Here is a 26,543-nt window from a genome sequence, read left to right on the forward strand (position 1 = left end):
GCTTCGCGCCCCCAGAAAGGCCGGGCCGGCCTGCTCCGCCGCTGCCGCGGCATCCGGCAAAGAACCTTGCCCGGCCTTCTGAGTCGCATCCGTACCGTTGCTCGATGCCAATGAAGGCTCAAAGTCTGGTCTGGTCATCTTCAACAATCAACCTATAAAAGCTCTTCGTCATCATCAATCAAGTCCAGCGAATTACGCATACGCTGGCGCGCCTGCTTGCGCTGGTTCAGCTTCTCCAGCGCCTGCGGCGGAAGATCCGTCAAGCGCAAAGCCCCATTGGCAAGCAAGGCGTCAATCAAGTCCTCGAGAACGCGGATGAAATCCGCATCCAGTGCCGACAATTCCTGCCGGGAGGACTGCTCCGACGGTGGTGAATCGCTTTTATCCATCTTGTTCATCAACTCCCACTAAAAGCTGCGCCAGGCGCCACCAGCTATCACTGACGGCCCGCCGCACCAGATGCCGGGGCTTGGGCTGGAGCCCCCAGATCAACCGCTGCGCTGGCAGGCACAGGCGTCAGATTGCTGGTGTCCGGCACCGAGGATTTGCAGCTACGCAGCAGATCATCCGGCAAGTTCAGCGCCTGCTGCTCATCCGGGCGGCTGTCGTCATGCGGCTGCGCGAGCCCCAGCACAGGCAGAATCTGGCTGGACAAAGTCAGCCACTGGTACTCGGCCTTTTTCAGGTCATATTGAGCGTTGACCAGAGCGCGCTGGGCATCGAACAGCTCGTTTTCCGTATTGAGCAGATCCAGCAGCGAACGCTGACCGATCTTGAATTGCTGCTGATACGCCACGCGGACCTTGGCCGTGGAAAGAACATGCTCACGCAGGAACGGCGTTTGCTGACGCAGGCGGGCCATGTTGTTCCAGGTAATCGACAGCTCCTGCTGGATGTTGCGGCAGGTGTAATCGCGCACATCCTGTGCGGCATAGCCCTGAGCAATCGTCTGACGCAGGCGTGCCTCGTCCGCACCACCGCGATACAGGTTGTAAGTCAGCATCAGCTGCACTCGCGAACTTTGCACATCCCAGTAGGCCGGCGAGTTCTGATCACGATCACGCCCCGTGGACGCCAGCAGCTCGAGCTTGGGCATATGTGCCCCCTTGGCAGCCTTCTGACCGGCCTCTGCCGCTTGCACCAGAGCCTGCTTGGACAATAGCAGCGGACTCGCGCGCAGCGACTCGCCGAAATCCTTGGCCACCCCGGAAGCAGGCAGCTTGGCACTCACATCGGGCACCGGGTCCAGCGTGGCCGCAGGATACTCACCCACCACGCGGCGGTAGCGCTGCAGCACATCGTTGAGGTTGTTGCTCTCGGTCATCAGATTGGTCTGCGCCAGCGACAGACGTCCACTTGCCTGCTCCAGATCAACACCGCGGCCCACGCCGGACTGCTGGCGCTCACGCAACTGCCCCAGCGTCACCTGGTGCGTGCCGAAATTCTCACGGGCCAGCTTTTCCATTTCGCGATAACGCTGCACATCCAGATAGGCGGCGACAACATCATTGGCCAAATTTTCAGTGGTGGCGCGCAGGTCGTAGAACTTGGCCAGCTTCTCAAAGCCCAACTGACGGATATTGCTGCTAGTGGTGAAGCCATCAAAGATCAGCTGACGCAGCTGCAGGTTCCAGCCCGGACGGTTCCAGTTCTGCGATGGAGCATCCTGGATATGGCTGCGCCACTCGCGACCGACCCAACCTTGCGCGGTGACTTGCGGACGCCAACCTCCCCGGGCCACGTTCTGACCTTCAGCGGACGAGCTGAAATCCTGAAAGCGCGCCTGCACTTCGGGATGAGTCATCAGTGCCTGCTCGACAACCTTTTGCAGTGCAACACCCTGCTCGTTGGCTTGTTGCGCATTCATGGTCGTCTGAGCCATACCCCCCATGGCCCACGATGCCACACCCAGAGTGGCTACCACTTGTGCAATCTGACTGAATTTCATTGTTATCCCTCTTGTTTGACTCCGACCGGGCAATGCGATGTCTAGCCCGCCAACTAATTGGCGAGAGCAATCGGTGCGACTTCTACAAATCGTTCCCGCGGAAGCTGGTTGTTAATGTGGATCGGCTCGCTGCTGCCCGAAAAGGCATTGCATGCGGCCTCAGAACTCGCAAAATGGAATTCTGTAACTCTCGTGCTCACAGCCTTTGGCGTCATGCCAGTACCGCACAGGAGACTGACGGTCAGGTCAAGCTTGTTGCCTGATCGACAAAACTCACTATTTTTGCTTGACGAGCCACCACTCAGCAGTGGTACAGGGATGACATCGCCAATCCCTTGGCCAAACAAATCGCGCGGACAGGCTGTGGAGCGTCTATCGGCTAGACACAGCGCATTTGGAGATGTTCCTTTCCACGATAGCAAGGCGGAGCCTCCGGTTTCCGGCCGGTGTTCTTGACGCATAACCCTGCATGCGAAGCCGTGCGTTGATGGCAGATCTCCTGGCAACACCATCAAACAAATGGATTCAATTGCAAATCTAGCACAAGGCATGCAATGATTTGTTTCAAAAAACCACTCAACCAACCGAACTTCGATTTTTTTGCCGGGAATTGGCAATTCTTTTCATTCCTTCTTTATATCAAAGAAATTAAGAATCAATACCGCTTCCAGCACCGCAACCATGGCGGCGCATGCGTTGCAAAGTGAAATCAGCCCACATCCAAAGTCGTAATCGAACAATTGACAATGAATTGATCCGAAATAGAAAAAGGGCTCCTGACTGAATAGTCAGAAGCCCTTGTCTAATTGGTCGGAATGGCGGGATTCGAACTCGCGACCCCTTGCACCCCATGCAAGTGCGCTACCAGGCTGCGCTACATTCCGAAGACTTGAATTATACACAGAAATTCGACATCAAAGAGAAAGCAGCGCCCTGATCTGCAAAAGCTCCTCTTTGACCTCCTCCATGCCCATTGCACCGGCAGGCTCCGAGCGGCCCTGCTCCAGCATTGCAGCCAGCAGATGGCTTTGCGCCAGCTCTTCCCCCTGCAGGGGCAGGTCCGGATGCACAAGCACCGGCAGCTGCTCGACGGCCTTGCCGTGACCCGTCACCAGTTCGCGCAGACGATTTCGTGCGCCGCTGATGGTGAAGCCCTGCTCGTAAAGCAGCTCGCGAATGCGACGCACCATCAACACCTCATGATGCTGGTAGTAGCGGCGGTTGCCACGACGCTTCATGGGCTTGAGCTGCACAAACTCCTGCTCCCAGTAACGCAGCACATGAGGCTTGACGTCGCAAAGATCCGCAACCTCACCGATGGTGAAATAGCGCTTGGCGGGAATTGCTGGCAAAGAAGAAGCCATGGCTGGTTGCAAGCGGTCAGTGAAGGGATGGGTGAAAGATATGCAATCACGACTTGCGCAAATTCGGGTCAGGCACGGTGTTTTGTCATTAGAAATGCCCGCCATGCATTCCTGTTTGCACAAGTCCTAGCAATATAGCGCGAAGAGCTGACAGGACCTTGCACCGCTCGCGACGCAAAACTGTCAGCTCCTCAGTCACCGATGCCTAGCCTGTCCGCGCATCAGTGGATTTACCAATCGCTTATGACCCCGAGCCTTCGCCCTGGATCAGCTCCTTGAGCTTGCTGCTGGCATGGAAGGTCACCACGCGGCGCGCAGCGATGGGAATCAGCTCACCGGTGCGCGGGTTGCGACCGGGCCGTGGCGCCTTGGTGCGGATCTGGAAGTTGCCAAAGCCCGAAAGCTTGACGTCCTCGCCCTCCACCAGCTTTTGCGAGATCAGGTCGAAAAACGCATCCACCATGTCCTTGGCTTCGCGCTTGTTCAAACCGATTTCGTCAAACAGCAGATCGGCCAGCTGCGCCTTGGTCAACGCGGGGCTGTCGATGCTCTCTACGGCAAGCTCCATAGGTCGATCTCCTTGTGGATTGAACATATCAACGCAGGCGAGCCGCAACGCGTTCAACCAGAGCCGCAATTGTGCCCTGCATGGCGGCATCGATTTCCGCATCGGTCAGCGACGCGGTGTCGCTGCCCAGCGTCAGACGCACGGCCAGACTCTTCTCGTCCTGAGCCAGGCTGCCCGGCGCCGCTTCCTCGCCAGCCTTGAGCTTCTTGGGACGGAATACGTCGAACAGCACGGCCGAGCGCAAAATGCCGCCCTGCACGCCTTGCTGCACGGCCTCCATCACCTGAGCGTGAGTCACGGCTTCCTTGACGACCACGGCAATGTCGCGCTCCACGGCCTGGTGCTTGGCTACGGGCTTGAACACGGGGACCTCGCGGGCCAGCACGGCATCGAGCTCGAGCTCGAACATCACGGGAGCCTGGGCCAGATCCCATTCCTGGCGCCATTGGGGGTGCAGCTCGCCGACAAAACCGATGGCCTTGCCATCCAGCAGCACGCGCGCGCAGCGGCCGGGGTGCATGGCCGGATGCTCGGCAGGCTCAAACACGGGCTTGGCTGGAGCCAGCAAGGCCTCCACATCACCCTTGACGTCGTAGAAGTCGACCTTGGCTTCCGCCCTGCCCCATTGCAGCTGGTCGGCAGCGCCGTAGGCGAGACCCGCCACGCGCATGGGCTGATAAAAGCCCTTGACGGTGGTGTCGGAGTCAACGACGGAGTCGTCCTTGAAGAACACGCGACCCAGCTCGAACACGCGCACGCGCTGAGCCTTGCGGTCCACGTTGAACTTGAGCACCTGCAGCAGCGAGCCCAGCAGGGACGAGCGCATCACGCTCAGATGGCTGGCAATGGGGTTGAGCAGCTTGATGGCGTTGTTGTTGGCGGCCAGCTCCTGCTCCCACTTTTCTTCGACAAAGCTGAAGTTGATGGTTTCCTGGTAGCCCAGGCCCGCCAGTTCGTGGCGCACGGCATAGGGGCTGCGCTCGTTCTCGGCGCGCAGCTTGGGCGAGATCGGGGCCAGTGGCTTGGTGGTCGGCAGGTTTTCGTAGCCGATCATGCGTGCCACTTCTTCGATCAAGTCTTCTTCCAGATTGATGTCGAAGCGGAAGGTGGGAGCGGTGACGCTGATCACAGGTTCGCCTGCCGCACCTTCGCTGGCCACGGTGGCCGGCAGACCCAGGCCGTTCAAGGCATCCAGGCATTGCTGCTGCGTCACGGCCATGCCGATGACCTTGGCCGCACGCGCCACGCGCAGTTGCACGGCCTTGGAGGCAGGCATATTGGGCTTCTGGTCGTCCATGGCACCGACTTGCGTCTCTGGCGTGCCGCAAATTTCCAGCACCAGCGCGGTGATGCGCTCGATGTGCTCGGTGGTGAACTCGGGGTCCACGCCGCGCTCGAAACGGTGACCGGCATCGGTCGAGAAGTTGAAGTGGCGCGAACGGCCGGCCACAGCCTTGGGGAACCAGAACGCAGCTTCGATGTAGATGTTCCTGGTGTCGTCAGACACGGCCGTGGCGTCGCCGCCCATAATGCCGGCCAGCGACTCGACCTGCTTGTCATCGGCAATCACGCCGACCTTGAGGAAGTCGTCGATCTTGATGGTGTTGCCATTGAGCAGCTTGAGCGTTTCGCCCTCCTTGCCCCAGCGCACATTCAGGCCGCCGCTGATCTTGTCCAGATCGAAGATATGGCTGGGACGGCCCAGCTCGAACATCACATAGTTGGAGATGTCCACCAGCGGGCTGACCGAGCGCTGGCCGCAACGGGCCAGACGGTCCACCATCCACTGAGGCGTCTTCACCCGCGTGTTGACATTGCGCACGATACGGCCCGAGAAGCGGCCGCACAGATCGGTGGCTTCAATCTTGACGGGCAGCTTGTCCTGCAAGGCCACGGCCGCAGCGGGGAAGGACAGGGCTTTCAGTGGCGTGCCGGTCAGCGCCGACAGCTCGCGCGCCACGCCGTAGACGCTGAGGCAATGCGCCAGGTTGGGCGTGAGCTTGAGCGTGAACAGCGTGTCGTCCAGATTCAGATACTCGCGCACGTTCTGGCCTAGGGGCGCATCGGCGGGAAACTCCAGCAGGCCGCTGGCGTCTTCGTCAATGCCCAGCTCCTTGGCCGAGCACAGCATGCCAAAGCTCTGCACGCCGCGCAGCTTGCCGATCTTGATCTTGAAGGGCTTGCCATCGGCACCGGGCGGCAGCTCGGCGCCCACGGTGGCGCAGGGAATGCGGATGCCCACGCGCGCATTGGGCGCGCCGCAGACGATGTTCAGCAGCTCGGGGCCGCCCACGTCGACCTGGCAGATGCGCAAGCGGTCGGCGTCGGGGTGCTGCACGGCTTCCTTGATTTCACCGACCACGATGCCGGTGAAGGGAGGCGCCACAGGATCCAGCTCTTCCACTTCCAGACCGGCCATGGTCAGGGTATCGGCCAGCTGCTGGGTGGTCAGGTTGGGGTTGCAGTATTCGCGCAACCAGGATTCAGGAAATTGCATAGTCAGACTCTTTGGCGTTCATGCCAGTCGCACCGCAAGCGGTCTGCCACTGGCTGGGCATGCGTATCTCAAAAAGATGAGCTATTAGCGCTCGGCATATAAGGATTTCAGCATCAAAACTATCTGAAATCGTTTCAGAGCATGCGCTAGCAGCTCACTTTTCAATTACTGAAACTGCGACAGAAAACGGATGTCGCCGTCGAAGAACAGGCGCAGGTCGTTCACGCCATAACGCAGCATGGTCAGGCGATCGGGGCCCATGCCAAAGGCAAAGCCGATGTATTTTTCGGGGTCCAGCCCCATGTTGCGCACCACATTGGGGTGCACCTGGCCGGAGCCCGCCACTTCCAGCCACTTGCCGGCCAGCGGGCCGCTCTGGAACTGGATGTCGATTTCGGCCGAAGGCTCGGTGAACGGGAAGAAGCTGGGGCGAAAGCGCAGCACCAGATCATCCTGCTCGAAGAAGGTCTTGCAGAAGTCGGTGAACACGACCTTCAGGTCCTTGAAGCTCACGTTCTCGCCGATCCACAGGCCTTCGCACTGGTGGAACATGGGCGAGTGGGTGGCGTCCGAGTCCACACGATAAGTGCGGCCGGGGGCAATCACGCGGATCTCGGGCATGGTCTGACCGGCATCGAGCGCGTTGCGGTAATTCTTCACATGCTGCACGGCATGGCGCACCTGCATGGGGCTGGTGTGCGTGCGCAGCAGATTGGGCGCGTGCTGGGTGCCGCCTTCGACATAGAAGGTGTCGTGCATGGAGCGCGCGGGATGGTCTTCAGGCGTGTTCAGCGCCGTGAAGTTGAACCAGTCGGATTCGATCTCGGGGCCCTGGGCCACATCAAAGCCCATGGAGCCGAAGATGCCCTCGATACGCTCCATGGTGATGGAGACGGGGTGCAGCCCTCCCGCGCCACGACGGCGACCGGGCAGAGTCACATCCAGCACCTCGGCCTTCAGATGGGCCTGCAGCTCGGCGTCTGCCAAAGCCTTGCGACGGGCGGTCAAGGCCGCTTCGATCGCCTGCTTGGCCACGTTGATGGCGGCGCCGCGCGACTTTTTCTCTTCGACGGAAAGCTGCGCCATGCCCTTCATGAGCTCGGTCATCTTGCCCGACTTGCCCAGAAACTGCGCCTTGGCATTTTCCAGATCAGCGGGGGTGTGGGCTTGCGCAAACAGTTGCTGTGCGCTTTCGACCAGAGAATCCAACTCGTTCATATCGACTCTTTATCGACTTGTAAAAATAAACAAGGGCTAGTGCCTTTTCAAGCCCTAGCCCTTGCTGTTTGTGCATCAGCAGCTACTGAACAAGACACGACTTCTGCAATCAAGTTCAAGCAAGATGCTCGCCCATCGGCAAATGCCTGTGGGGATCCTTGTCTGCAAAAGTCCTACAAGAGTAACTACCGATCGTGACCTCAGGCAGCCAGCTTGGCCTTGACTTGGTCGACGATAGCTGCAAAAGCAGCCTTGTCGTGCACGGCGATATCGGCCAGCATCTTGCGGTCGATTTCGATGGCAGCCTTCTTCAGGCCGTTGGCGAATTGGCTGTAAGTCAGACCCAGTTCACGTGCAGCAGCGTTGATACGAGCGATCCACAGCTGACGGAACACGCGCTTCTTGGTACGACGGTCACGGTAGGCATATTGACCAGCCTTCATGACCGCTTGCTTGGCAACGCGGAAGACGTTACCACGGCGACCGCGGAAACCCTTGGCCAGATTCAGAACTTTTTTGTGACGGGCGCGAGCCGTTACACCACGTTTGACGCGAGGCATGTGTTTTCTCCTAGTTCGTCAGTGAATTACAGGCCTGCGGAAGGCAACATCTTTGCGATGGAGCCCATATCGCCGGAATGCACGTTGACAATGCCACGCAGGTGACGCTTGTTCTTCGTGGTCTTCTTGGTCAAGATGTGACGCTTGAAGGCTTGACCGCGCTTGACGGTACCACCGGGACGAACGCGAAAACGCTTCTTCGCGCTGCTCTTGGTCTTCATTTTGGGCATGTGAATGCTCCTATTGAACTTGTGCTCGCAAGGCGGTGTGCAACCCGCACACACTTCGCTGGCCTCCGAGGCACTTGTTTGTCAGTCCGGCCAGGCCGGGCTGACGTCTTGCAGGCAAGCCTGCAAATTCTTTATCTGCCGCACAAAACAAAAGTGGGCCAAGCCCACTTTTGCCGACAAGGCAAAACCGCAATTATGCCTTATCTGCAGCCTCAGGTGCAGCTGCGGCGCCATCAGCCTGTGGTTTTGCAGCACCGGCGGGCTTCTTGCCGCCTGCACGAGCCGGCGCAACCATCATGATCATCTGACGGCCTTCCAGCTTGGGGAACTGCTCCACCTGGATGGAATCGGCCAGATCGTCACGCAGACGGTTGAGCAGATTCAGACCCAGCTGCTGGTGCGTGATTTCACGGCCGCGGAAACGCAGCGTGATCTTGCACTTGTCGCCATCCGCCAGAAAACGGCGGATATTGCGCAGCTTGATGTTGTAGTCACCATCATCTGTACCAGGGCGGAACTTCACTTCCTTGATTTCGATGACGGTCTGCTTGGCCTTGGCTTCAGCAGCCTTCTTCTGTTCCTGGTACTTGAACTTGCCGTAATCCATCAGACGGCAGACCGGAGGAGATGCGTTGGCCGCAATCTCCACCAGATCGACATCCAGCTCGCCGGCCATGCGCAGCGCTTCTTGCAGCGGCACGATGCCCAGAGGCTCGTTGTCGGGACCAGACAGACGCACTTCAGGCGCCATGATTTCTCGGTTCAGTCGATGCTTGCGCTCTTCACGGTGGCGCCGATCGCGAAATTCAGTAGCTATGGTTTTCACCCTTGGATTGAAATGGCTACAACAGCGTAGCCGGCTAGCGTGCCTTGCACGCTGACCGGCCCGCCACAAAAATTAATCTGCTTCAGGCCTTGGCCGCGATGTCCTTGGCGAGCAATTCAATGAATGCATCAACCGACATCACTCCGAGGTCTTTGTTACCCCGAGCGCGCACTGCAACCGCACCAGCAGCCTTCTCCTTGTCGCCTGCGACAAGGATGTAGGGCAGCTTCTGCATGGAATGCTCGCGTATTTTATACGTAATCTTTTCATTGCGCAGATCTGTCACCACTCTAAGGCTTTGATTCGGCAATGCTTTTTGCAGCTTCTGCGCAACTTCCTGCGCATAGTCGGCCTGAGCGTCCGTGATATTGAGCACGGCAGCCTGCACCGGAGCCAGCCAGGCAGGCAGCGCGCCCGAGTGATGCTCAACCAAAATGCCGATGAAACGCTCGAGCGAACCCAGAATCGCGCGGTGCAGCATGATGGGTCGATGGCGCTCGCCATCCTCGCCCACGAATTCCGCATCGAGACGCTCGGGCATGTTCGGGTCCACCTGAATGGTGCCGCACTGCCATTCGCGACCCAGTGCATCCTTCAGGGTGTATTCGATCTTTGGCCCGTAGAAAGCACCCTCGCCCGGCAGATACTCGAACTCGCAACCCGATGCGCGCAGACCTTCGGCCAGCGCGTTCTCGGCCTTGTCCCAGGCTTCATCGGTGCCGATGCGCTTTTCGGGGCGAGTGGACAGACGGTACAGGATGTTGGTGAAGCCGAAGTCGGCATACACCTTCTGCAGCAGCGAGGTGAAAGCCGTCACCTCGGCCTGGATCTGGTCTTCGGTACAGAAGATGTGACCATCGTCCTGTGTGAAGGCACGCACGCGCATGATGCCGTGCAGCGAACCCGTGGGCTCGTTGCGATGGCAGTTGCCGAACTCGCCAAAGCGCAGAGGCAGATCGCGATAGCTCTTGATGCCTTGCTTGAAGATGATGATGTGGCCCGGGCAGTTCATGGGCTTGAGGGCATATTCACGCTTTTCCGAATCGGTGGTGAACATGTTTTCGCGGTACTTGTCCCAGTGGCCGGTCTTCTCCCACAGGCCCTTGTCCAGAATCTGCGGAGCCTTGACTTCCTGGTAGCCGTTGTCCTGATAGACGCGGCGCATGTACTGTTCGACCTGCTGCCAGACCGCCCAGCCCTTGGGGTGCCAGAACACGGTGCCGGGCGAGTGTTCGTCGATGTGGAACAGATCGAGTTCGCGCCCAAGCTTGCGATGGTCGCGCTTTTCGGCTTCTTCCAACCTGAACAGATAGTCCTTGAGCTCGTCCTTGGTTGCCCAAGCGGTACCGTAGATGCGCTGCAGCATCTCGTTGCGGTGGTCGCCACGCCAGTAGGCGCCGGCCACCTTCATCAGCTTGAAGTGCTTGAGCTTGCCGGTGCTGGGCACGTGAGGGCCACGGCACAGGTCTTCGAAGGCGCCTTCACGGTACAGGCTCACATCCTCGTTGCTGGGGATAGAGGCAATGATCTCTGCCTTGTAGGCTTCGCCGATGCCCTTGAAGTACTGCACGGCCTCGTCGCGCGGCAGCACGCGGCGCACCACCTGCTCGTCCTTGTTGGCCAGCTCGGTCATCTTCTTTTCGATGGCGGCCAGATCTTCGGGAGTGAAGGGGCGCTTGTACGAGAAGTCGTAGTAGAAGCCGTTTTCGATCACGGGACCGATGGTGACCTGCGCATCGGGAAACAGCTCCTTGACGGCATAGGCCAGCAAGTGAGCGGTGGAGTGGCGGATCACCTCCAGACCGTCGGCATCCTTGGCGGTGATGATGGACAGCGGCGAATCCTGCTCGATCACAAAGCTGGTGTCCACGACCTTGCCGTTGATCTTGCCGGCCAATGCGGCCTTGGCCAGGCCGGAGCCAATTGAAGCAGCGACTTCGGCAACCGAAACCGGGCCTGAGTATTCGCGCTTGGAGCCATCGGGGAGCGTGATGTTGATCATAAATTCCTTGTCAAACCAAATTTGTGTGGGTGAGGGCCAGCGCCAGAGCTTTGGAGTTGCCTGAAAGCAAAAAGCGCGGAACCAGTCCGCGCTTTGATGAGGGTGTCGAGAAATCTCGGGCAGGCGCGAACCGCCAGCTGCCATCAGCAGCTGAAGTACATCTCCGATGTAGTTCGCGGTGTCATAACCGTTGATGCCTTTCTCGCCCTTGTGAATTGAAGTCGCGCCATTTTAACCCGGCAAACAAAAAAGCGCCCGAGACTTTCGCCCCGGGCGCATAACCCCTTTTTTACCTAGACAGAATCACGATTCATCGTGGCTCAATGGAACTGCTCTTCCTCGGTGGAGCCGGTCAGCGCCTTGACGCTGGATGAGCCGCCCTGGATCACGGTGGTCACGTCGTCGAAGTAACCTGCGCCCACTTCCTGCTGGTGCGAGACAAAGGTGTAGCCCTTGTCACGTGCCGCGAATTCGGGCTCCTGGATCATTTCCACGTAGTGCTTCATGCCCTCGCCGCGAGCGTACTCGTGGGCGAACTTGAAGGTGTTGTACCAGTTGCTGTGGATGCCGGCCAGCGTGATGAACTGGAACTTGTAACCCAGTGCGGACAGGTCTTCCTGGAAGGAAGCGATCTGGCTGTCGTTGAGGTTCTTCTTCCAGTTGAACGAAGGCGAGCAGTTGTAGCTCAGCAGCTTGCCTGGGCAGGCTGCATGCACGGCCTGGGCGAATTCGCGGGCAAAGCCGATATCGGGCACACCGGTTTCGCACCACACCAGATCCGCGTAGGGAGCGTAGGCCACGCCGCGGCTGATGGATTGCTCCAAACCGTTCTTGACACGGTAGAAGCCTTCCTGAGTACGCTCGCCAGTCAGGAACGGGATGTCGTTCTCGTCATGGTTGCTGGTGATCAGGTTGGCCGCCTCGGCATCGGTACGGGCCAGCACAATGGTGGGCACGCCCATCACATCGGCTGCAAAACGGGCGGCAATCAGCTTTTCGACCGCTTCGCGAGTGGGCACCAGCACCTTGCCGCCCATGTGACCGCACTTCTTGACCGCAGCCAGCTGGTCTTCGAAGTGCACGCCGGCAGCACCTGCCTGAATCATGTTCTTCATCAGCTCGAACGCGTTGAGCACGCCGCCGAAGCCGGCTTCCGCATCAGCCACGATGGGCAGGAAGTAGTCGATGAACTCCTTGTCGCCGGGGTTGATGCCCTTGCCCCATTGGATTTCATCGGCACGCTTGAAGGTGTTGTTGATGCGGCGCACCATGGTGGGCACGGAGTCATAGGCGTACAGCGACTGGTCGGGGTACATGGTCTCGGAGGTGTTGCCGTCGGCAGCTACTTGCCAGCCCGACAGGTACACGGCTTCCAGACCGGCCTTGGCCTGCTGCATGGCCTGGCCTGCGGAGATGGCACCGAAGGCGTTCACATAGCCCTTTTTCGAGCTGCCGTTGATCTTGTCCCACAGCACTTCGGCACCGCGCTGGGCCAGGGTGTACTCTGGCTGCAGGCTGCCACGCAGACGCACCACATCGGCAGCGCTGTAGCCGCGCTTGACGCTCTTCCAGCGTGGGTTCTGTGCCCAGTCTTTTTCGAGGGCTGCGATTTGCTGTTCACGGCTCAGTTGCTGAGTCAGGGATTGGGGCATGGTGCACTCCTTAGCGGTTAAAACAAGATGAATTGGTGTTCGTCCTTGGGATCTACTTTATGTCTTCAGCACTCTTTTACAGAGTCTTATGTCTTATAAAAGACTTAAATTTATATTCAATAAAATCAATAGCTTATTTTTATTTTTCACAATAAGAAAACGTATTTCTCGTATTGAGAAATTTTGCGGCAGCGCAACATTTCAATTTTTCATAATGCAAAATTGAATTCTTGCTTCATGAAAAATTTGCAGAAGCACGACTTCCGGAGTCCGCATCCTTTGAACGCAGTACGAAAAAAGTCCCGGCGCATGCCTTGATCTGCTCATTTATCCGGCACGAGACAGGCCAAGCCACTTGAACAAAAACAGGTGACACGACAAAGACATGGCGCCCAAGGCGGCGGGAACCAAAAAAACAACAGTTCCCTCCCCTGGGTCAAATGCATGCAACAGCCCTGCCACACTGCTTTGCATCACCGTCTCTTGTCATTGAAATTCATTTCGCCATGCACACGCCCAGCCGCCCCATCGCCTATCTCTGCCTGGCACTCAGCATGTCTTTGGTAGGAAGCTATGTGGCCTTGTCCAAGCCTCTGGCTGCCATCTTTCCGGTCATGCTGCTGGCTTGGCTGCGCTTTGGCATCGGTGCCGTGGCCATGCTGGGCTGGCTCAGGCCACCAGCGCACGAGACAACTCTGACCAGGCAGACCAAGTGGCTGCTGTTTTTTGAGTCCTTCTTCGGCAATTTCCTTTTCACGCTCTGCATGATCAGCGGCGTGGCCTTGACCAGCGCGGTCACGGCGGGCGTGACCATGGCCGCAATTCCTGCCGCAGTCGCCATCATGAGCTGGCTTTTTCTGCGCGAAGCCGTTGGCGCGCGCACATGGACAGCCATTGCTTTCGCAGTGGCCGGCATAGGGCTGAATGCCTTGAGCAAGACCGAAAGCAGCAGCCTTGCCGCGCATCCCCAGCAAGGCCTGGGCCAGTTGCTGCTGATTGCTGCCGTGCTGTGCGAGGCCGCATATGCCGTGATCGGCAAAAAGCTCACCGCCAGCGTAAGCCCCAAACGCATTACGGCGCTGATCAATCTCTGGGGGTTTGTGCTTTCCACACCCGCCGGACTCTATCTGGCCTGGCAGTTTGATTTTTCCCGGGTTTCGGTGCCCGCATGGGGTCTGTTGCTGTTTTACGCCCTGGCCGCCTGCGTCTGGACGGTGTGGCTGTGGATGACGGGATTGCGCGCCGTGCCCGCATCGCGGGCCGGCATTTTTACCGTGCTGCTGCCCATCAGCGCCGCCGTGGTGGGCATGCTGGCCCTGGGCGAGCGCGTCGGCAGCATGCAATTGCTGGCCTTCGGCATTGCCCTGACCAGCGTGGTGATCGCAACCTGGCCCGGTTCATTGCAGATCAGGCGCTAGGCGCCGTCGATTCCAATCAGGAAAGCAGATTGCGGCGGCTCAGCACAATGCCGTCGGAGTCGGCATACAGCCAGTCGCCCGGGCGAACCCACAGGCCGGCGATCTGCACATAGACATCGCGCAGTCCCTGGCCTTGCTTGACGGTAGGCATGGGGTTGAGCGCCAGCGCATACAGACCCACGGGGGTGGATTTCAGCTCGGCCACGTCGCGCACGCAGCCATAGACAAGCACCCCGGCCCAGCCGTTCTGGGCCGCCGATGTCGCCACATTCCCCCCCACCAGAGCCCGGCGCAGCGAGCCGCCGCCATCGACCACCAGCACACGACCACCTCCCGGCTCGGCCAGCGCCGCTCGCACCAGGCTGTTGTCGTCCAGACACTGCACGGTGCTGACCTCCCCCATAAAGCCGACATTCCCTCCATAGCTGTGGAACACGGGCGGCAGCACACGAAAGTCGCTGCTGTCATCGCTGATATGCGCATCGCACAAATCGCAGGTGCTGAAGCCAAGAGAAGCCGAGGAATCGCTCATGAAAATCTCCACAGAACCAAGTCTCCCGCATCTTGCCCTGAGCACCTGACATAGCACAAGCACCAGCGGACACACACAGAGAGCAACTTTTTCACAACACTCTCGGGGAAAAACCCGTGAAAACGGACACTAAAGGGCCTGAGAGCAACAAATCGAGGCAAAAAAACAGCCCACTAGCTTGGAAGAGCGATTTTTTGCCATTAGCATCAGACTCAGCCAGTGGATTGCAGCTGTATTTCGCTGGTGATAAGTCCACTACCCAATTAGGAATAAGCAATATGGCAACTGCAAAGAAGGCACCCGCTGCAGCACCGGCAGCAGCTCCCGCCGCTAAGAAGCGCACTCCCAACGCTGCCTTCATGAAACCCCTGACCCCCAGCGCCGCTCTGGCTGCCGTGGTTGGCAAGGATCCCCTGCCCCGTACTGAAATCATCAGCAAGCTGTGGGTCTACATCAAGGCCAACAACCTGCAAGACGCTGCCAACAAGCGCATGATCAACGCCGACGCCAAGCTCAAGGAAGTCTTCGGCAAGCCCCAAGTCTCCATGTTCGAGATGGCCGGTCTGATCGGCAAGCACGTCAAGTAAGCACTGCGCTTGCGCTGACCACAAAAAAGCTGGCCCGAGCCAGCTTTTTGTATTTCTGAGGCAAGTGTCGCGTACAGGCCGACGCGACTGGGGCGGCTTTACCGCAGCAATGCATGCGTGCATGCCCCGGTCTCGACGCCGACGGAATCACGGCCGCGAACGCTGGTCAGGACGGAACCGGCCGGCAGGTCTTTCCGACAACCGCGCGGCCCACCGATTGGCGCGGCCCTCACGAAGCTGACCCCGGGCTATCTCCGCCATCGTGCCCCGCCATGCTTGCACCCTGAACCGCACATTCCTGCAAAACTGCAACTGCCGGGCAGCCAGGACATGGGCTCCATAGGCATGGAGACGCGTGCGCACGTTCGGGTCTCGGTGCGGCGAACGCCTCCCCGGCAGCCCCGGCCATGGGAGGTGCACAAGCTTGAGCGCTGTCCCTCAATAACCGTCCAAAGCCGTCACGACGCCGGCAATGCCCATGAGACATCCGCAGAGGAGACCGGCCAAGAAAATCAGTGCTGCAATTCCAAAGCTCATTGAACGCCTCTCCTGCCGCGCAGGGCCGTGTGATTGCGGCACGCCGTGCGACTCATGGCGCCCCCCTTGCGATACGCGCGTCCGCTCCTTCTGGGCGTGTGCTGTGCAGTGCATGGCGCTCGTTGACAGGCGGCCAGAGCATATCGACGGGCATGCCTGTGATTTCTGCAATGCGCTGTCGAATGCGGGCCGATACCGCACGACCGCTGATGACTTGCGACACGCTGCTGTTGGCCACGCGCATTTCGGACGCCAATGCCGTGGGGGAAATGCCTTTCATGCGCAGCGCCGCTTTGATTTGCTCGGGATGCATCTGGTAGCCTTTCGCCTAATTATTTAGGTTAAAGCACGTCGTCGTGCTTTTGGCGAATTATGGGAAAGATTTCTTTCCCATGCAATACACCTTGGACAAATTTTTATGACCCTAGGGGAACGGCTGCGCGAAGAAAGAAACCGGCTGGGCATGAGCCAGCCGGCCTTCGCAGCACTTGCTGGCACTACGAAGCAAACTCTTTTTTCCTGGGAATCCGGCAAGACAGCGCCGGATGGCTTTCAGATGAGCGCGCTGAGCGCACACGGAGTGGACCTGTTGTATGTGCTGGCAGGACACCGCACACCGGCAGTTCACCCTGCAGAGGCTCTGTCAGACGATGAACTCCGCCTCCTTCACGGATATCGCAGGTGCAATGCGGATGGAAGGCAGCACCTCATACGATCCGCAGAACTGCTGTCTGCGGCACGTGCCATGTCCGCCGAAGACCGCAAGCAGGCCCTCCAGGATCGGCCACATCGACCGGGTGAAGACGCCCTCTGATCCGTCCTGCCCGATGTCCGAGCGGTGCGGCACCTATAGGATGCGGTGCAGTCCTGCTCCAAGACGGTGGCAGGGCCTGCTGCCATCCCCCGCCTGGACGTGCTCAGTACACATCGCGTCGGTAGCGGCCCGAGCCCAACAGCTCGGTCACCTTGGCCTCGCCCAGAATGGCCTGCAGCGTCAGATGCACGCCTTGACCCATGCCGTTCAGGCTGCCGCAAACATAGATGGCCGCACCACGCTCCACCCATTGTCGGACTTCCTCCGCATGGCTGCGCAGCAAATCCTGCACATAACGCGAATCCTTGCCGTTGCGCGACCAGACCTGATCCAGTCGTGCCAGTCGGCCTTGCCTGAGCCATGCGCCCAGTTGATCGGCAAATAGCGCGTCATGTTGTGGACTGCGCTCTCCGAACAACAGCCATTGATCACTTAGCTCCTGCTGCACACGCGCCTTGATATGGCTGAGAAGGCCCGCCAGGCCCGAGCCATTGCCGATCAGAATCAGCGGCCGCCCGGCGTTGTCACCGAGCCTGAAGCCGCGGTGCTCGCGCAAGGTCAACGGCAGCACATCTCCCTCGGCCATGCCACAGCACAACCAGTGCGACGCAAGGCCCGGCGAACCATCGGCACGCGTGCTCTCTCGCACCAGCAGTTGCAGGCTGCCGTCAGCCGTGATCGAGGCGATCGAGTAGTCGCGCGCGCGCTCAGGGTCGGCGGGCACGCACAGAGACACCAGATCGCCCGACTCCCAGCGCGGCAGCTCGCCGGACTGCGGCGTCCACTCCAGCAGGTATAGCGCCCCACCCTGGCTGCCGGGATTGAGCAAACGCCGCCGACTGAGCACAAAAGGCATGCTGACCGGCGCCTGCAACCAGTCCGAGTCCAGTTCCTGAGCGGGCGCAGACTCGCCCAGCAAGTCCTGTCGCATCTGAGCGACCTGGGTCTGCCAGCTCTGCAAGCTTGAGGCATCCATATTGTCCACGCAGACGAGATCGCTGCGCGCGCCGCTGGTCTGCAACCACTCATGCACTTGCACACCAAACGCACAGAACTCCTGGTATTCACGATCACCCAGCGCCAGCACCAGGCTTTGGTGCTGGGTCAGCGCAGGCTGCGTGGCCATGAGCTGCTGCACAAAGCCCAGCGCATGGTCGGGCGCATCGCCCTCGCCTGTAGTGGATAGCAGCCACAGGCTGTGCTCGAATTGCTGCAGCAGCACGGCCGTCAGTTTTTCCACGGGCAGCAGACGCACCTGCAGACCGCCGTCGACCAGCATCTTGCCCGTGGCGCGTGCCAGCGCCTCAGCCTGCCCCGTCTGGCTGGCATAGGCGACCAGGACGGCAGGCGCAGCGGCATCGCCCTGCGAGGCATTGCTCTCGGCCTCATCGGCCAGGCGCTGCCTGCGTACCTTGGTGCCAATACCCCAGCACATGCCTGCGTACGCGGCTACCAAACCCATAGCTCCATAGATGCGCTCGGGCGTCAAAATCCATTCCACTGTCATGCCTCAAATAGGTTGATCCAGGCCGGTGTCTTGAGCACCTGTCTGCGGGCCTCATTGCCATCGGATGCGAGATGCGATGTGAGCACGGCCGCAATCTCATGTTGACGGGCAAAGTCCATGCCTTGCTGCGGACCCAGCACCGTGAGCACGGTGGCCAGCGCATCGGCATGCATGCATTCCTCATGGAACACGGTCACGCTGGCCAGATCATGCGTCACCGGCCAGCCCGTGCGCGGATCCAGCGTGTGCGAATAGCGCCTGCCAGCCTGCGTGAACTGATGCCAGAAATCGCCCGAGGTGGCAAAAGCGCCCTCCCTGCAGGCCACGACCAGCGACTCGGCCTCGACAGAACCGCCCGTGCCCAGTTGCACCTGCCAGGGCCGCCCATCAGGGCGCTCCCCCCAACTACGCAGCTCACCGCCGATTTCGAACATGCCCGCAGCCCAGCCTGCGGCCTGCAACTTCCGCACAGCCCAATCCACGGCAAAGCCCTTGGCAATGCCGCAAAAATCCAGCTCAAGACCACCGCTCTGCTGCAACTGCCGGGTCTGAGCATTCCAGCGCAGATGACCATGGCCGCTGGTCTTCAGCAAGCGTCCGATCTCATCGCCGGCCGGTGCCTGCCCTGAATGCGGCTGCAACGGGTTCTGACGCGGCCCGAACCCCCATAGCGAGACCAGCGCTCCCATGCCGGGGTCCATCGCCGCGCCTGAAAGCTTTGCCCAATGCAAGGCCGCTTCCAGAACATGGGCGAACTCCGCCGGAACTACATGCATTTCACCGGGACTTGAACGATTGAACCGGGTGATCAGCGAATCCGCCTCCCAGTTGCTCATCTGGGCAATGACATCCTCAAACACCTGCTCCAGCAGGGCCTGCACCGGCTCCGTGGGCAGGTAATCAGGATTGACCAGGCGCAGCGACCAGTGCGTGCCCATGGTCTGGCCGGACAGGCGGTGAATGCGCCCGTCCTGCTGGTGCTGCAGACTTGCAGGTCTCCAGCGCTGCACACCAAAGTCCAGCGCCGGCGTCCGGGGACGAGCCTGACTCTGTGCCGCCGACGAGGGCAGTTGCCAGAGACTGGCATCAAAGCGTACGCGGGGGGGTGTGGGCATGGGCATCCAGACAAAGACAAAAACAGCAGCGAAAACAACGACGCGCCCGTAGCGGGCGCGCGTATTCAGTCCATCAAGCGCCAACGCTTAAGGCAGGACTTCCAGAGTCGCGATATAGCCCAGGCGGCGCTCCGTTGCCTTGGCAATGCTGGTCTTCTTGTCCGTGGCATCGGCATTCAGCCAGAACAGACCTGCACGGGGGAACTTGATCTTGACCTGACCCTTGGCATCGGTCTTGAGCTTCATGGCGTCCACACCGTCGCGATAGCGAATACCGTCGGCCACCAGCTCCAGCTCCAGATCAGCTGCGGGCTTGCCGTCAAGATGGAATTCGAAAGTCGCCTCTTCGCTGGCCACCAGGTCATTGGGGTGAGTCACGGGCTTGAGCTCCAGACCCTTGCCGGTCAGCGCCAGCGCCGAGGGCTTGCCCAGAGACACAAAGGTTTCCATGCGACGCAGATTCTCGGTCACGCGCACTTCCTTGGCATCGGCAGGAATCTGCTTGAGCACTTCTTCCACCGAACCGCGCAGGCGCTTGGGCTGGCCGTTGGCATCCTTGTAGCCGCCCATCACGCCGGTCATCAGCATGGTGACGCGGTAGGTACCGGTCTTTTCTGGCTTGAAGTCGAACATGCTGCGCAACTCGCCCTTGGCGACATTCTTCATTTCCACGGCCGCGCCATCGGGTGCGGTCACCTTGACGGCTTCCAGACCCAGCGGACGGTGGTTGAAGAAGAACACATCGTTGGACACGGCCGCATCCACCGTCACCCAGTCGGACTTGGACAGCACGGTGCTGGAAGGCTTGAACCACAGATCATGTGCCTGGGCGCCCAGGGCAGCCAGAGCCAGAGTTGCAGCGACGATGGCACGAGTTTGGAACTTCATATCAGGTCCTTAAAAACAGAAAGGGTGACAAATCTGAAAATGAGGCGAGGCCCAAGCTAGGAACACCAAGCAAGAGCCGCCTCGCAGCGAAGGTGTTGTTCCCCTCCGCGAAGCAGAGAGGGGGAAGGCGCGGAGCGCCTCAGGGGGTGATCAAGGCTTCAATTCCAGCTTGATCGCGCCCAGCTCGGTACTGCCATTGGCGCTCAGGCTGGTGGCCTGCTTGACGGGCCACTCGAAGGGAATGGACACCAGTTCGCGGCCGCCGACTTCACGCGCGGCTTCCACCATCAGCTTGTACTGGCCGGGAGCCAGCTGGGGCAGCGGGTTCTTGCCTTCGGCAAAAGACAGCGCATGGGTGCCCACGGGCTTGGTCGGCTGGGTCACACCATCGATGGGAAAGCTCAGCTCGCGGCCGGTACGACGCCACCACTGGCGCATGTCCTTGAGCCACTTGGTGCCCTCGGCATTCTTCATCTTCACGTCATACCAGACGGACAGATTGGCAGCCACACCGCCGTCGGCCTTTTCCAGCCACACGGCGACATAGGGCTTGTGGTATTCGGCCACCTGCAACTGGGGCACGGTCACAGCCACATTCATGCCGCCCGCGATTGCCGGCAGGCCCACCACGGCGCTCAGCGCCACCGTGGTCTTGAAAATCCGCTTCGCCATTTTTTCTTCCTTCACAAAATTCTTGGGCTCAATGCACGAGCAGCAACACCAGCAAGGCGGGCAGCACCAGACCCAGGCCCACCATGGGCCAGGTCATGGGGCGGCGCTGCGCATGCATCTTCAGGATCAGCAGACCCGTGATGCAAAACACCAGGCAGCCAATCGCAAAGACGTCTATGAACAGGCTCCAGGCTCCGCCCGTATTGCGCCCCTTGTGCAAGTCGTTGAGGTAGGAGATCCAGCCCCGGTCGGTCTTCTCGTACTCGACCGAGCCCTCCTTCAGGTCCACACGCAGCCAGGCATCGCCACCCGGGCGCGGCATGGGCACATAGGCCTCGTCTTCGCTCCACTCCACGGCAAAATCCTTGGCACTGACCTTGATCTGCTGAGCCAGCCAGCCATCCACCTCGGCAGGCAAGCCCACGGCATTCTTGTCCGCCGCTTCCACGCCCTGCTTCTGGGCTTGTTGCAGTTTTTCGAGCAGATCCGGGGGCAGTTGCGCATCACGCGATTCGACCTTGGGCTTGGACTCGATCTGCCCGGCGTGATTCAAGGTGAATCCCGTCACGGCAAACAGCAGCATGCCGATCAGGCAGATGGCGGAGCTGATCCAGTGCCACTCATGTAATTTTTTGAGCCAGTACGCCCGCTGCGGGGCGTTGGAGGAAGCCGCGGTCATTCAGAACTTTCTGGGATTGCGTTGCCGCCGGGCCGGGCCGAGCCGACCTTTGGGACATAGCGCCACAAGGCCAGTCCTTGCTTGCGCAGCAAGGCGGCATTCTAGTTGCGCAAATTCTAAATGCATCTCACTTTTATTTACTTTACTTGACGTAAACAAAGCGCCCTCGCGCCCAGGGCTTTTGCCAGCTCAGCAAACCCGTGGCTCGACCGATTCCGGCGATCCGCTGCACGCCCTCCACTCAACAATCTGTTGCCTCACTGCAACAAAACGTAGATTGCCGATACTCATTATTGAATGGTATCGAGAATTATTATCAATATCACCTAGAATCCGCACGCTTTTTCAAAAAATCGACTCTTCATCAAAAGCATGTCCAACAACCATCTGACCCCGACCGACTCCAACGGCTTGCGCTGCGAGCTCAAGCAAATCGTGATTGCCGCAGGCCTGTGCCTGATTGGCGCCAGCGCGATGGCTCAGCAGGAAACCACCTTGTCCACCGTGAATGTGGAAGCCGCTGCCGAGTCCAGCTTCAAGACCGAAGCCAGCCCTCAAGGCAAGTTCACCGCTCCCCTGCTGGACACGCCCAAGACCGTTCAGGTCATCAATGAAGAGATCATCAAGCAGACCGGCGCCACCAGCCTGCAAGACGCTCTGCGCTCCACCCCCGGCATCACCTTCGGCAACGGCGAAGGCGGCAACCCCACCGGCGACCAGCCTTTCATCCGCGGCATGGACGCCCAGTCCAGCACCTTTGTGGACGGCATGCGCGACATCGCTTCTGGAACCCGCGAACTGTTCAACGTCGAAGCCGTGGAAGTCATCAAGGGCGCCGACTCGGCCTATGCCGGTCGTGGCGGCGCTGGTGGCTCCATCAATATCTCCACCAAGAAGGCCAAGAACGAGAACTTCATCTCCGGCGACGTGGGCCTGGGCACCGACAACTATCTGCGCGGCACGCTGGACATCAACCGCAAGATCAACGAGACCACCGGCATTCGCCTGAACGCCATGGGCCACAGTGCCGACGTGCCCGGCCGCAACGGTCCTGACAACAAGCGCTGGGGCATTGCCCCCACCGTGACCTTCGGCATGGGCACAGCCACCGAAGTGACCCTGTCCTGGCAGCATCTGCAGACCGACAATACCCCCGACGGCGGCGTGCCTTATCTGTACAGCAATGCCGCCATGGCCACCCTGCCCGGCGGCAGCACCGTGCGTCCCACCTATGGCAACGACCGTGCCAACTGGTACGGCCTGCACAACCGTGATTTCGAGAAGGAAAAGAGCGATCTGTTCACTGCTTCGGTCACGCACAAGTTCACTGACACCAACAAGATCCGCAACAGCCTGCGCTACAGCAAGACCAAGCAGGACTATGTCTGGACCCAGCCCGACGACTCCAAGGGCAATGCCCTCAATGGCTATGTCTGGCGCCGCGGCAACTACCGCGTCTATGACACCACCACACTGCAGAACGTGACCGAATTTACCGGCAAGGAACAGACCGGCTCCATCGGCCACAGCTATGCCTTCGGTCTGGAGTTGTCCAAGGAAAAGGCTGACGGCAGCTCGGGCGCCATCCAGAGCGGTGGCACCTGCACAGGCGTTTCCGATCCTTGGTGCACCACTTTGAGCAACCCCAGCGGCGCCAATGCCCCCTGGAACTTTGCCTGGTCACTGCCTGCGCAATCCACCGTCAACAAAATCGACACCATTGCCGTCTACGGCTTTGATACTCTGAAGCTCAACGAGCAATGGCTGGTGAATGCAGGTCTGCGCGTGGACCACTACAAGCTCAACGCTTCCGGCCCCGCCGGCGGCCGTGGCGCCAGCGCCTACCCGGCGTATGACCTGAGCCGTAGCGATACGATGTTCAACTACCAGCTGGGCGTGGTCTACAAGCCCGCATCCAATGGCAGCATCTACGCCAACATCGGTACCTCTTCGCGCCCCGGTGGCTCGACTCTGGGCAACGGCAGCGAGGACCTGACCACGACCACCGATGCGCTGATCAGCCTGAAGCCGGAAAAGACCAAGTCCATCGAGCTGGGCACCAAGTGGGACCTGCTGGACAAGAAGCTGAACCTGACTGCCGCAATCTTCCGCAATGAAGTGACCAATGTGCGCATCACCGATGCAACCGGCACATACATGGGCGGCAACAAGGAAGTCAATGGCATCGAACTGGGCTTTACCGGCCAGATCCTGTCCAATCTGAGCGTGTTCGGCGGCTATACCTTTATGGATAGCGAGTTCAAAAACATGGGCAAGGACGATGTTCGCAATGGCCTGCCCTTCTACAACACGCCCAAGCACAGCTTCAGCCTGTGGACCAGCTACAAGCCCATGGCCAAGCTGACCTTGGGTCTGGGTATCTATGCTCAGAGCGACGTTGCTGCCAGCTACATTCAAGGCAAGGGGGGCATCGTGACCAAGGGTGCTTCCGGCTATGCCCGTTATGACGCGATGATGGCCTACCAGATCGACAAGAACCTGAGCTTCCAGCTGAACGTCTACAACCTGGGCAACAAGGTTTACTACACCGGCGTGCGCTCGCCTCATTACGCCAATATGGGCGCCGGCCGCTCGGCCGTGGCTTCGCTCAAGTTCACGTACTAATTCATGTACTGACAGGAGCAATGACAGTCCTGCCTGCGCTTGATCTGGCGCAGCCTGGCTGCAAACCATGCCCCAAAGCCCCGCAGGCTCCTGATGCCAGCGGGGCTTTTTACATGCACACTTGGCGGATCAAGCGCATTGTCGCTGGCTCGCAAAGCCTGATCTTCGCCATCAAAACCATAGCTGATAGCGCCTTTCCATAAATGTTTTCAACCCAATAAATCATTGAAAGCTATAGGCATCAAGCGCTACCAGCTATGGTTAATGATGTAACCCGGATCATCAACAAATAGATATCGCCTCACTCCCGCCATGTTGCTACGCATCCCCTGCCTGCTCACCCCCGATGAAGTACGCCACTGCCGTCAGGCGCTGGAAGCCGCCAGCTGGCAGGACGGAAAGACCACGGCCGGCCACGTGGCCGCTCAGGTCAAGAGCAATCTGCAGCTGCCGCTGGACAGCAAGACCGGCCAGCAGATAGGCGATCTGATCCTGGACCGGCTGGGCCGCAACCCGCTGTTCATGTCGGCAGCCCTGCCGCTCAAGGTCCTGCCGCCGCGCTTCAATCGCTATGAGGGTGGAGGCACCTATGGCAACCATATCGACAACGCCTTCTTCACCATTCCGGGCACGGCCATCAAGGTCAGAACCGATGTCTCCACCACGGTGTTCTTCAGCGATCCCGACGAATACGAAGGCGGCGAGCTGATGGTGGAAGACACTTTCGGCCAGCAAAGCGTGAAGCTCGCGGCCGGCGATGCCATCGTCTACCCTGGCACCAGCTTGCACCGCGTCAACCCCGTGACGCGCGGCACGCGCTATGCCTCATTCTTCTGGACGCACAGCCTGGTCAAGTCGGCGGAGCAGCGCCGTCTGCTGTTTGATCTGGACCAGAGCATTCAGCAACTCACGCAAGAGCAGCCCGAGCATCCGCGCATCGCCGCCCTCTCGGGCACCTATCACAATCTCTTGCGCATGTGGTCTGAAAGCTAGCCCCCTGGGAGACGACAGCCTGCGCTGCTGGGTAGCCCTCGCCGGCTGTCTCCCCCTAAACTGCGCCTGCTTTGCTGCCTCGCCCCCATCCAACCGGCTTGATTTATGACTGTTGAACCTTTGAATGCCGCTGGCCAGCCCGTCAAACCACCACTGACGCAGATTTCCGCGCAGATAGGCTCCTTGGCTGACTACGCCCGGCTGGCCCGCGAGCATATGGAGGCTCAGGCCTGGGCCCACCTGGAAAGCGGTGCGGACCAGGGTCTGACTCTGGCCCACAACCGCCAGGCCTTCGACCGCATCCGTCTCTGCCCTGAGCCGCTGGCCGATCTGTCGGCCGCGCATACGCGGCAAAGCCTGCTGGGCCAGAGTCTGGACTGGCCGTTGCTTCTGGCACCAGTTGCCTATCAACAGCTGGCGCATCCCGAAGGCGAGCTCGCCACGGCGCGCGCGGCCATGGCCATGCGCACCGGCATGGTGGTCAGCACTCTATCCAGTTGCACGCTCGAAGAAATCGCCCAGGCTGCGCAAGCTGCAGCGCAGGAGCTGGGGCGCAGCGGCCCGCTGTGGTTCCAGCTCTACCAGCAGCCAACGCGCGAGCACACGCTGCAGCTGATTCGCCGCGCCGAAGATGCCGGTTATCAGGCCCTGGTCTGGACGGTGGACGCCCATATCAAGCGCTCCAGCTACCCGCTGCCGCCAGGCGTGGAGGCCGTCAATCTGCGTGGCATGCCCCAGCAACGGCAGACCGGCGATCTGATGAGCGAGCACATTCTGTTCGGCAGCGAGCTGGCCCGAGGCGCGCCCACCTGGGACGACCTGGTCTGGCTGCGTCAGCAAACCCGGTTGCCGCTGATCATCAAAGGTCTGCTCTCGGCCCGTGCCGCCGCGCAAGCCGTGGAACTGGGGGCTGATGCCATCGTGGTCTCCAACCATGGCGGGCGAGTGCTGGACACCGCCGTCTCCCCCCTCGAAGTGCTGCCTGCCATTCGCGCGGCCACGCCTGCCCATATCCCGCTGCTGATGGATGGAGGCGTGCGCCAGGGCACCGATGTGCTCAAGGCCATCGCCCTGGGTGCCAGTGCCGTACTGCTGGGCCGGCCGCAAATGCATGCCCTGGCGGTGGCCGGGATGCTGGGGGTGGCACATATGCTGTATCTATTGCGCGCCGAGCTGGAGCTGGCCATGGCCCAGACCGGCTGCGCCAGCCTCGATCAGATCGGGCCCCGGCTTTTAACCACTTGCTGATTGTGCGTAATTTGGCGGCATGCATTGCAAATGCGATGGATTCTCATTTATACTCCGCCTATT

General features: G+C 59.9%; 25 protein-coding genes and 1 tRNA gene. 6 read left to right on the forward strand and 20 right to left on the reverse strand.

Features of this window, described 5'->3' with window-relative positions:
* Nucleotides 1–152: 152 nt before the first annotated feature.
* The 13 genes from MPZ60_RS16105 to aceA all read right to left on the reverse strand — a co-directional run bounded on the left by MPZ60_RS16105 (nucleotide 153) and on the right by aceA (nucleotide 12,865).
* Nucleotides 153–398 (reverse strand): hypothetical protein, encoded by a 246-nt coding sequence (locus MPZ60_RS16105; RefSeq protein WP_003069983.1) that lies wholly within the window; start codon nucleotides 396–398, stop codon nucleotides 153–155.
* A 38-nt stretch (nucleotides 399–436) separates the two neighbouring features.
* On the reverse strand, nucleotides 437–1,948 hold the full coding sequence (locus MPZ60_RS16110) for a TolC family outer membrane protein (RefSeq protein WP_034358892.1): 1,512 nt from the start codon (nucleotides 1,946–1,948) through the stop codon (nucleotides 437–439).
* Between the two features lie 53 nt (nucleotides 1,949–2,001).
* Nucleotides 2,002–2,565, reverse strand: coding sequence for a hypothetical protein (locus MPZ60_RS16115; protein WP_131324729.1), 564 nt, complete (start codon nucleotides 2,563–2,565; stop codon nucleotides 2,002–2,004).
* A 190-nt stretch (nucleotides 2,566–2,755) separates the two neighbouring features.
* Nucleotides 2,756–2,832: transfer RNA gene (locus MPZ60_RS16120), tRNA-Pro, on the reverse strand.
* A gap of 30 nt (nucleotides 2,833–2,862) precedes the next feature.
* Nucleotides 2,863–3,312: a MerR family transcriptional regulator gene (locus MPZ60_RS16125; RefSeq protein WP_034358893.1), complete on the reverse strand. Its 450-nt coding sequence runs from the start codon at nucleotides 3,310–3,312 to the stop codon at nucleotides 2,863–2,865.
* Between the two features lie 241 nt (nucleotides 3,313–3,553).
* The gene (locus MPZ60_RS16130) at nucleotides 3,554–3,880 is read right to left on the reverse strand and encodes an integration host factor subunit alpha (RefSeq protein WP_012838976.1); all 327 of its coding nucleotides are present in this window, start codon (nucleotides 3,878–3,880) and stop codon (nucleotides 3,554–3,556) included.
* A 28-nt stretch (nucleotides 3,881–3,908) separates the two neighbouring features.
* Complete coding sequence (gene pheT, locus MPZ60_RS16135) at nucleotides 3,909–6,377, reverse strand: phenylalanine--tRNA ligase subunit beta (protein ID WP_034358896.1); 2,469 nt, start codon at nucleotides 6,375–6,377, stop codon at nucleotides 3,909–3,911.
* 165 nt (nucleotides 6,378–6,542) lie between these two features.
* Nucleotides 6,543–7,595, reverse strand: coding sequence for a phenylalanine--tRNA ligase subunit alpha (gene pheS, locus MPZ60_RS16140; protein ID WP_003069975.1), 1,053 nt, complete (start codon nucleotides 7,593–7,595; stop codon nucleotides 6,543–6,545).
* Between the two features lie 200 nt (nucleotides 7,596–7,795).
* Nucleotides 7,796–8,155: a 50S ribosomal protein L20 gene (gene rplT / locus MPZ60_RS16145; RefSeq protein ID WP_003053572.1), complete on the reverse strand. Its 360-nt coding sequence runs from the start codon at nucleotides 8,153–8,155 to the stop codon at nucleotides 7,796–7,798.
* Between the two features lie 26 nt (nucleotides 8,156–8,181).
* A complete protein-coding gene (gene rpmI / locus MPZ60_RS16150) occupies nucleotides 8,182–8,385 on the reverse strand; it encodes a 50S ribosomal protein L35 (protein WP_003053571.1) in 204 nt (67 codons plus the stop codon).
* 193 nt (nucleotides 8,386–8,578) lie between these two features.
* Nucleotides 8,579–9,211 carry a translation initiation factor IF-3 gene (infC, locus tag MPZ60_RS16155; protein ID WP_080745935.1) on the reverse strand — a complete coding sequence of 211 codons (633 nt, stop codon included), beginning with the start codon at nucleotides 9,209–9,211 and terminating at the stop codon, nucleotides 8,579–8,581.
* A gap of 82 nt (nucleotides 9,212–9,293) precedes the next feature.
* A complete protein-coding gene (gene thrS, locus MPZ60_RS16160; RefSeq protein WP_034396897.1) occupies nucleotides 9,294–11,213 on the reverse strand; it encodes a threonine--tRNA ligase in 1,920 nt (639 codons plus the stop codon).
* Nucleotides 11,214–11,533: 320 nt separating this feature from the next.
* On the reverse strand, nucleotides 11,534–12,865 hold the full coding sequence (gene aceA / locus MPZ60_RS16165; protein ID WP_003053566.1) for an isocitrate lyase: 1,332 nt from the start codon (nucleotides 12,863–12,865) through the stop codon (nucleotides 11,534–11,536).
* Between the two features lie 506 nt (nucleotides 12,866–13,371).
* On the opposite strand from aceA, the gene MPZ60_RS16170 reads away from it, so the two are divergent.
* Nucleotides 13,372–14,283 (forward strand): DMT family transporter, encoded by a 912-nt coding sequence (locus tag MPZ60_RS16170; RefSeq protein WP_034358902.1) that lies wholly within the window; start codon nucleotides 13,372–13,374, stop codon nucleotides 14,281–14,283.
* A gap of 16 nt (nucleotides 14,284–14,299) precedes the next feature.
* Here MPZ60_RS16170 and rraA read toward each other — a convergent pair whose 3' ends face one another.
* The gene (rraA, locus tag MPZ60_RS16175) at nucleotides 14,300–14,815 is read right to left on the reverse strand and encodes a ribonuclease E activity regulator RraA (protein WP_034358905.1); all 516 of its coding nucleotides are present in this window, start codon (nucleotides 14,813–14,815) and stop codon (nucleotides 14,300–14,302) included.
* A gap of 278 nt (nucleotides 14,816–15,093) precedes the next feature.
* Between rraA and MPZ60_RS16180 the strand changes: the two genes are divergently transcribed.
* Nucleotides 15,094–15,402: an SWIB/MDM2 domain-containing protein gene (locus tag MPZ60_RS16180; RefSeq protein ID WP_003053560.1), complete on the forward strand. Its 309-nt coding sequence runs from the start codon at nucleotides 15,094–15,096 to the stop codon at nucleotides 15,400–15,402.
* 589 nt (nucleotides 15,403–15,991) lie between these two features.
* Here MPZ60_RS16180 and MPZ60_RS16185 read toward each other — a convergent pair.
* Nucleotides 15,992–16,252: a helix-turn-helix domain-containing protein gene (locus MPZ60_RS16185; protein WP_012838982.1), complete on the reverse strand. Its 261-nt coding sequence runs from the start codon at nucleotides 16,250–16,252 to the stop codon at nucleotides 15,992–15,994.
* A 105-nt stretch (nucleotides 16,253–16,357) separates the two neighbouring features.
* Here MPZ60_RS16185 and MPZ60_RS16190 point away from each other — a divergent pair, with 105 nt between their 5' ends.
* Nucleotides 16,358–16,753, forward strand: a complete 396-nt coding sequence (locus tag MPZ60_RS16190; RefSeq protein WP_080745936.1) for a helix-turn-helix domain-containing protein — start codon at nucleotides 16,358–16,360, stop codon at nucleotides 16,751–16,753.
* Nucleotides 16,754–16,856: 103 nt separating this feature from the next.
* Here MPZ60_RS16190 and MPZ60_RS16195 read toward each other — a convergent pair whose 3' ends face one another.
* The 5 genes from MPZ60_RS16195 to MPZ60_RS16215 form a co-directional block, all read right to left on the reverse strand.
* Entirely contained in the window at nucleotides 16,857–18,260 is a 1,404-nt protein-coding gene (locus MPZ60_RS16195) for a sulfite reductase subunit alpha (RefSeq protein WP_034358907.1), read from the reverse strand.
* The gene (locus tag MPZ60_RS16200; RefSeq protein WP_242607091.1) at nucleotides 18,257–19,375 is read right to left on the reverse strand and encodes an FAD:protein FMN transferase; all 1,119 of its coding nucleotides are present in this window, start codon (nucleotides 19,373–19,375) and stop codon (nucleotides 18,257–18,259) included. The genes MPZ60_RS16195 and MPZ60_RS16200 overlap by 4 nt, the downstream gene beginning before the upstream one ends.
* Before the next feature lie 87 nt (nucleotides 19,376–19,462).
* Nucleotides 19,463–20,263 carry a DUF4198 domain-containing protein gene (locus MPZ60_RS16205; RefSeq protein ID WP_003069955.1) on the reverse strand — a complete coding sequence of 267 codons (801 nt, stop codon included), beginning with the start codon at nucleotides 20,261–20,263 and terminating at the stop codon, nucleotides 19,463–19,465.
* Between the two features lie 150 nt (nucleotides 20,264–20,413).
* On the reverse strand, nucleotides 20,414–20,935 hold the full coding sequence (locus MPZ60_RS16210; RefSeq protein WP_012838986.1) for a DUF2271 domain-containing protein: 522 nt from the start codon (nucleotides 20,933–20,935) through the stop codon (nucleotides 20,414–20,416).
* Between the two features lie 28 nt (nucleotides 20,936–20,963).
* Complete coding sequence (locus tag MPZ60_RS16215; RefSeq protein ID WP_034358910.1) at nucleotides 20,964–21,614, reverse strand: PepSY-associated TM helix domain-containing protein; 651 nt, start codon at nucleotides 21,612–21,614, stop codon at nucleotides 20,964–20,966.
* A gap of 372 nt (nucleotides 21,615–21,986) precedes the next feature.
* Between MPZ60_RS16215 and MPZ60_RS16220 the strand changes: the two genes are divergently transcribed.
* The 3 genes from MPZ60_RS16220 (at nucleotide 21,987) to MPZ60_RS16230 (ending at nucleotide 26,480) form a co-directional block, all read left to right on the forward strand.
* Nucleotides 21,987–24,239 (forward strand): TonB-dependent siderophore receptor, encoded by a 2,253-nt coding sequence (locus tag MPZ60_RS16220; RefSeq protein ID WP_052057674.1) that lies wholly within the window; start codon nucleotides 21,987–21,989, stop codon nucleotides 24,237–24,239.
* Nucleotides 24,240–24,551: 312 nt separating this feature from the next.
* Entirely contained in the window at nucleotides 24,552–25,232 is a 681-nt protein-coding gene (locus tag MPZ60_RS16225; RefSeq protein WP_034358914.1) for a Fe2+-dependent dioxygenase, read from the forward strand.
* A gap of 120 nt (nucleotides 25,233–25,352) precedes the next feature.
* Complete coding sequence (locus MPZ60_RS16230) at nucleotides 25,353–26,480, forward strand: alpha-hydroxy acid oxidase (RefSeq protein WP_034358916.1); 1,128 nt, start codon at nucleotides 25,353–25,355, stop codon at nucleotides 26,478–26,480.
* The last annotated feature ends 63 nt before the right edge of the window (nucleotides 26,481–26,543 follow it).

Origin of the sequence: Comamonas sp. 7D-2 (assembly GCF_022749555.1) — a bacterium.
Taxonomy (GTDB): Bacteria; Pseudomonadota; Gammaproteobacteria; order Burkholderiales; family Burkholderiaceae_C; genus Comamonas; species Comamonas thiooxydans.

Bases quoted from the DNA above. Each gene is read 5' to 3' on its own strand.
- MPZ60_RS16200 (WP_242607091.1), bottom strand. From the start codon at position 19,375: ATGCCCACACCCCCCCGCGTACGCTTTGATGCCAGTCTCTGGCAACTG.
- MPZ60_RS16105 (WP_003069983.1), bottom strand. From the start codon at position 398: ATGAACAAGATGGATAAAAGCGATTCACCACCGTCGGAGCAGTCCTCC.
- rpmI (WP_003053571.1), bottom strand. From the start codon at position 8,385: ATGCCCAAAATGAAGACCAAGAGCAGCGCGAAGAAGCGTTTTCGCGTT.
- aceA (WP_003053566.1), bottom strand. From the start codon at position 12,865: ATGCCCCAATCCCTGACTCAGCAACTGAGCCGTGAACAGCAAATCGCA.
- MPZ60_RS16215 (WP_034358910.1), bottom strand. From the start codon at position 21,614: ATGACCGCGGCTTCCTCCAACGCCCCGCAGCGGGCGTACTGGCTCAAA.
- pheS (WP_003069975.1), bottom strand. From the start codon at position 7,595: ATGAACGAGTTGGATTCTCTGGTCGAAAGCGCACAGCAACTGTTTGCG.
- MPZ60_RS16210 (WP_012838986.1), bottom strand. From the start codon at position 20,935: ATGGCGAAGCGGATTTTCAAGACCACGGTGGCGCTGAGCGCCGTGGTG.
- MPZ60_RS16185 (WP_012838982.1), bottom strand. From the start codon at position 16,252: ATGCATCCCGAGCAAATCAAAGCGGCGCTGCGCATGAAAGGCATTTCC.
- MPZ60_RS16130 (WP_012838976.1), bottom strand. From the start codon at position 3,880: ATGGAGCTTGCCGTAGAGAGCATCGACAGCCCCGCGTTGACCAAGGCG.
- MPZ60_RS16205 (WP_003069955.1), bottom strand. From the start codon at position 20,263: ATGAAGTTCCAAACTCGTGCCATCGTCGCTGCAACTCTGGCTCTGGCT.
- pheT (WP_034358896.1), bottom strand. From the start codon at position 6,377: ATGCAATTTCCTGAATCCTGGTTGCGCGAATACTGCAACCCCAACCTG.
- MPZ60_RS16170 (WP_034358902.1), top strand. From the start codon at position 13,372: ATGCACACGCCCAGCCGCCCCATCGCCTATCTCTGCCTGGCACTCAGC.
- MPZ60_RS16220 (WP_052057674.1), top strand. From the start codon at position 21,987: ATGTCCAACAACCATCTGACCCCGACCGACTCCAACGGCTTGCGCTGC.
- MPZ60_RS16180 (WP_003053560.1), top strand. From the start codon at position 15,094: ATGGCAACTGCAAAGAAGGCACCCGCTGCAGCACCGGCAGCAGCTCCC.
- rraA (WP_034358905.1), bottom strand. From the start codon at position 14,815: ATGAGCGATTCCTCGGCTTCTCTTGGCTTCAGCACCTGCGATTTGTGC.
- MPZ60_RS16125 (WP_034358893.1), bottom strand. From the start codon at position 3,312: ATGGCTTCTTCTTTGCCAGCAATTCCCGCCAAGCGCTATTTCACCATC.
- MPZ60_RS16110 (WP_034358892.1), bottom strand. From the start codon at position 1,948: ATGAAATTCAGTCAGATTGCACAAGTGGTAGCCACTCTGGGTGTGGCA.
- MPZ60_RS16225 (WP_034358914.1), top strand. From the start codon at position 24,552: ATGTTGCTACGCATCCCCTGCCTGCTCACCCCCGATGAAGTACGCCAC.
- rplT (WP_003053572.1), bottom strand. From the start codon at position 8,155: ATGCCTCGCGTCAAACGTGGTGTAACGGCTCGCGCCCGTCACAAAAAA.
- MPZ60_RS16195 (WP_034358907.1), bottom strand. From the start codon at position 18,260: ATGACAGTGGAATGGATTTTGACGCCCGAGCGCATCTATGGAGCTATG.
- MPZ60_RS16190 (WP_080745936.1), top strand. From the start codon at position 16,358: ATGACCCTAGGGGAACGGCTGCGCGAAGAAAGAAACCGGCTGGGCATG.
- thrS (WP_034396897.1), bottom strand. From the start codon at position 11,213: ATGATCAACATCACGCTCCCCGATGGCTCCAAGCGCGAATACTCAGGC.